We start from the raw sequence: 5,506 nt of genomic DNA, 5'->3' as shown, positions 1-5,506 counted from the left end.
AAAGGGCCACCCAGCGTTGGGTGGCCCTTTCACGAAAGAAGTCCGGCGGTGTCCTACTCTCCCACAGGGTCCCCCCTGCAGTACCATCGGCGCTGTGAGGCTTAGCTTCCGGGTTCGGAATGTAACCGGGCGTTTCCCTCACGCTATGGCCGCCGAAACACTATTGATGTTTCAGTCTGCACAACGATCAATCGTTATGCGGTTCTCGACCGTACATCGAGAACCACTCAGTGGACGCAAGCACCAAAAACGGTGTGTTATCAAGTCATCGGCTTATTAGTACCGGTCAGCTTCACGTGTTACCACGCTTCCACATCCGGCCTATCAACCCAGTAGTCTGGCTGGGAGCCTCTCGCCCGAAGGCATGGAAATCTCATCTTGAGGCCGGCTTCCCGCTTAGATGCTTTCAGCGGTTATCCATCCCGAACGTAGCTAACCAGCGGTGCTCCTGGCGGAACAACTGGCACACCAGAGGTTCGTCCAACCCGGTCCTCTCGTACTAGGGTCAGATCCTCTCAAATTTCCTACGCGCGCAGCGGATAGGGACCGAACTGTCTCACGACGTTCTAAACCCAGCTCGCGTACCGCTTTAATGGGCGAACAGCCCAACCCTTGGGACCTACTCCAGCCCCAGGATGCGACGAGCCGACATCGAGGTGCCAAACCATGCCGTCGATATGGACTCTTGGGCAAGATCAGCCTGTTATCCCCGAGGTACCTTTTATCCGTTGAGCGACAGCGCTTCCACAAGCCACTGCCGGATCACTAGTCCCGACTTTCGTCCCTGCTCGACCTGTCAGTCTCACAGTCAAGCTCCCTTGTGCACTTACACTCGCCACCTGATTGCCAACCAGGTTGAGGGAACCTTTGGGCGCCTCCGTTACTTTTTGGGAGGCAACCGCCCCAGTTAAACTACCCACCAGGCACTGTCCCTGAACCGGATTACGGTTCGAAGTTAGATATCCAGAGTGACCAGAGTGGTATTTCAACAATGACTCCACGGTAACTGGCGTCACCGCTTCAAAGTCTCCCACCTATCCTACACAAGCCACACCGAACACCAATACCAAGCTATAGTAAAGGTCACGGGGTCTTTCCGTCCTGCTGCGCGTAACGAGCATCTTTACTCGTAATGCAATTTCGCCGAGTTCGCGGTTGAGACAGTTGGGAAGTCGTTACGCCATTCGTGCAGGTCGGAACTTACCCGACAAGGAATTTCGCTACCTTAGGATGGTTATAGTTACCACCGCCGTTTACTGGGGCTTAAATTCTCAGCTTCGCCTTGCGGCTAACCGGTCCTCTTAACCTTCCAGCACCGGGCAGGCGTCAGTCCGTATACATCGTCTTGCGACTTGGCACGGACCTGTGTTTTTAGTAAACAGTCGCTACCCACTAGTCTCTGCGGCCTCCACACCCTTTCGGAGTAAATCCTAATAAGTGGAAGGCCCCCCTTCTCCCGAAGTTACGGGGGCATTTTGCCGAGTTCCTTAACCACGATTCTCTCGATCTCCTTAGTATTCTCTACCTGACCACCTGAGTCGGTTTGGGGTACGGGCAGCTAGAACCTCGCGTCGATGCTTTTCTCGGCAGCATAGGATCACCCACTTTTTATCCGCATCGTGTCTCAGCCTGTATGAGTCACGGATTTGCCTATGACTCGGCCTACGCACTTGCCCCGGGACAACCATCGCCCGGGTTGGGCTACCTTCCTGCGTCACACCTGTTAATACGCTAGCCGCACCAGCATGGGGTCGAGCGTTAGACCGGACCGTCTCACCCCGAAGGGATCAACTAAGCCCGGGTTAGGACTCTTAGCACCACTGGATTAGCTTGGGCGGTTCTTCGCCGGTACGGGAATATCAACCCGTTGTCCATCGACTACGCCTGTCGGCCTCGCCTTAGGTCCCGACTTACCCAGGGAAGATTAGCTTGACCCTGGAACCCTTGGTCTTTCGGAGGACGTGTTTCTCACACGTCTTTCGCTACTCATGCCTGCATTCTCACTCGTGTAGCCTCCACGGCTGGTTCACACCGCCGCTTCGCTGGCCACACGACGCTCTCCTACCCATCAACACGGCTGGACCACGAAGGCCTACCAAAAATGTCAATGCCACAACTTCGGTGGCGTGCTTGAGCCCCGTTACATTGTCGGCGCGGAATCACTTGACCAGTGAGCTATTACGCACTCTTTCAAGGGTGGCTGCTTCTAAGCCAACCTCCTGGTTGTCAGAGCAACTCCACATCCTTTCCCACTTAGCACGCGCTTTGGGACCTTAGTTGGTGGTCTGGGTTGTTTCCCTCTCGACTATGAAGCTTATCCCCCACAGTCTCACTGCTGCGCTCTCACTTACCGGCATTCGGAGTTTGGCTGACGTCAGTAACCTTGTAGGGCCCATCGGCCATCCAGTAGCTCTACCTCCGGCAAGAAACACGCAACGCTGCACCTAAATGCATTTCGGAGAGAACCAGCTATCACGAAGTTTGATTGGCCTTTCACCCCTATCCACAGCTCATCCCCTCAGTTTTCAACCTAAGTGGGTTCGGTCCTCCACGACGTCTTACCGTCGCTTCAACCTGGCCATGGATAGATCACTTCGCTTCGGGTCTAGGACACGCGACTGAATCGCCCTATTCAGACTCGCTTTCGCTACGGCTACCCCACACGGGTTAACCTCGCCACGTATCGCTAACTCGCAGGCTCATTCTTCAAAAGGCACGCTGTCACCCCTGCTAAGGAGGCTCCAACGGTTTGTAAGCAAACGGTTTCAGGTACTATTTCACTCCCCTCCCGGGGTACTTTTCACCTTTCCCTCACGGTACTTGTCCGCTATCGGTCATCTGGGAGTATTTAGGCTTATCAGGTGGTCCTGACAGATTCACACGGGATTTCTCGGGCCCCGTGCTACTTGGGATACTCTTCACGCCAAGGGAGGCATTTCGACTACGGGGTTCGCACCCTCTATGACCAGGCATTCAAACCTGTTCGTCTATACCCTCTTGTAACGTCGACCACTCGGCAGAATGATCAGAAAAGTCCCACAACCCCCAACGTGCAACGCCTGCCGGCTATCACACACGCAAGGTTTAGCCTGATCCGGTTTCGCTCGCCACTACTAACGGAATCGCTGTTGCTTTCTCTTCCTGTGGGTACTGAGATGTTTCACTTCCCCACGTTCCCTCTACCCGCCCTATATATTCAGGCGGGAGTCACTAGGTCGGCACGCCGCCCAGCGGGGTTTCCCCATTCGGACACCCTCGGATCACAGTGTGCTTATCCACTCCCCGAGGCTTATCGCAGATTGCTACGTCCTTCTTCGGCTCCAGATGCCAAGGCATCCACCGTTTGCTCTTAAAGACTTGAAATCACATGAGTTGAATCGTCAAAAAATTGACTAATGATCTTTAAGATCATCTTCACGACACAACACCCGAAGGTGTCGCATCGAAGATGCTCGCGTCCACTGTGTAGTTCTCAAAGTACGGGCGGTACCCTCCCCCCACACCGACCAGCGGCATGAAGAAAAGGCCCAGAGGTTGCGGACTCTCATCCGGTCCCTCAGGACCCAACAGCGTGCAGGTGCGACACCCGAAACCCTCCCCGTTCCCACCGCAAGCGGCGTACTAGAGAAGAACCTCATCCTTCGCACCATGTCAAATGTTCCACCCATGAGCTCCCAGCGAAGAACATGTGCCTTCGATCTGGGTTCTGGACTCCGAAGAGTCAGATGCTCCTTAGAAAGGAGGTGATCCAGCCGCACCTTCCGGTACGGCTACCTTGTTACGACTTAGTCCTAATTACCGATCCCACCTTCGACGGCTCCCTCCACAAGGGTTGGGCCACCGGCTTCAGGTGTTACCGACTTTCATGACTTGACGGGCGGTGTGTACAAGACCCGGGAACGTATTCACCGCAGCGTTGCTGATCTGCGATTACTAGCGACTCCGACTTCATGAGGTCGAGTTGCAGACCTCAATCCGAACTGGGACCGGCTTTTTGGGATTCGCTCCACCTCACGGTATTGCAGCCCTTTGTACCGGCCATTGTAGCATGCGTGAAGCCCAAGACATAAGGGGCATGATGATTTGACGTCATCCCCACCTTCCTCCGAGTTGACCCCGGCAGTATCCCATGAGTTCCCACCATTACGTGCTGGCAACATAGAACGAGGGTTGCGCTCGTTGCGGGACTTAACCCAACATCTCACGACACGAGCTGACGACAACCATGCACCACCTGTATAGAGACCTTGCGGGGCGACTGTTTCCAGCCGTTTCCTCTATATGTCAAGCCTTGGTAAGGTTCTTCGCGTTGCATCGAATTAATCCGCATGCTCCGCCGCTTGTGCGGGTCCCCGTCAATTCCTTTGAGTTTTAGCCTTGCGGCCGTACTCCCCAGGCGGGGAACTTAATGCGTTAGCTGCGTCACGGAATCCGTGGAATGGACCCCACAACTAGTTCCCAACGTTTACGGGGTGGACTACCAGGGTATCTAAGCCTGTTTGCTCCCCACCCTTTCGCTCCTCAGCGTCAGTTACGGCCCAGAGATCTGCCTTCGCCATCGGTGTTCCTCCTGATATCTGCGCATTCCACCGCTACACCAGGAATTCCAATCTCCCCTACCGCACTCTAGTCTGCCCGTACCCACTGCAGGCCCGAGGTTGAGCCTCGGGTTTTCACAGCAGACGCGACAGACCGCCTACGAGCTCTTTACGCCCAATAATTCCGGATAACGCTTGCGCCCTACGTATTACCGCGGCTGCTGGCACGTAGTTAGCCGGCGCTTTTTCTGCAGGTACCGTCACTTTCGCTTCTTCCCTGCTAAAAGAGGTTTACAACCCGAAGGCCGTCATCCCTCACGCGGCGTTGCTGCATCAGGCTTCCGCCCATTGTGCAATATTCCCCACTGCTGCCTCCCGTAGGAGTCTGGGCCGTGTCTCAGTCCCAGTGTGGCCGGTCACCCTCTCAGGCCGGCTACCCGTCGACGCCTTGGTGAGCCATTACCTCACCAACAAGCTGATAGGCCGCGAGCTCATCCCTGACCGAAATTCTTTCCAGCTACTGACCATGCGATCGCAGCTCGTATCCGGTATTAGACGCCGTTTCCAGCGCTTATCCCAGAGTCAGGGGCAGATTGCTCACGTGTTACTCACCCGTTCGCCACTGATCCACAGAGCAAGCTCTGCTTCACCGTTCGACTTGCATGTGTTAAGCACGCCGCCAGCGTTCATCCTGAGCCAGGATCAAACTCTCCGTAAAGAAAATTTGCTGCGACCAGCCGGAAAAAGACTGGAGCAGCGAGTTTGATGCTGACCAAAGAGATAAATCATTGCTGACTATCCGTTGCCTCCCCGAAGGAAGGTCTTTGATCCAAAGGAATCTCACCCCACCGAAGTGGAGTCGAGGTTATTTGGCATTTGACAAGTGCACGCTGTTGAGTTCTCAAGGATCGGACGCTCCCCCAACTGACCTCACAGCCAGCCCAGAGGGCAACTTCACAACCATACCC

General features: G+C 55.1%; 3 rRNA genes. All 3 read right to left on the bottom strand.

What is annotated here, in order from left to right:
- Nucleotides 1-40: 40 nt before the first annotated feature.
- Nucleotides 41-157 (bottom strand): 5S ribosomal RNA (gene rrf / locus ACPYN5_RS15930).
- A gap of 99 nt (nucleotides 158-256) precedes the next feature.
- A 23S ribosomal RNA gene (locus tag ACPYN5_RS15925) occupies nucleotides 257-3,363 on the bottom strand.
- A gap of 373 nt (nucleotides 3,364-3,736) precedes the next feature.
- Nucleotides 3,737-5,256: ribosomal RNA gene (locus ACPYN5_RS15920) — 16S ribosomal RNA — on the bottom strand.
- Together the 16S, 23S and 5S rRNA genes form the textbook arrangement of a ribosomal RNA operon.
- Nucleotides 5,257-5,506: the final 250 nt, after the last annotated feature.

It is taken from the genome of Microbacterium arborescens, from assembly GCF_049707515.1.
GTDB classification, from domain to species: Bacteria; Actinomycetota; Actinomycetes; order Actinomycetales; family Microbacteriaceae; genus Microbacterium; species Microbacterium arborescens_B.
The sequence above is the reverse complement of the archived record's forward strand: the minus strand, read 5'-3'. Positions and strand labels throughout refer to the sequence as shown.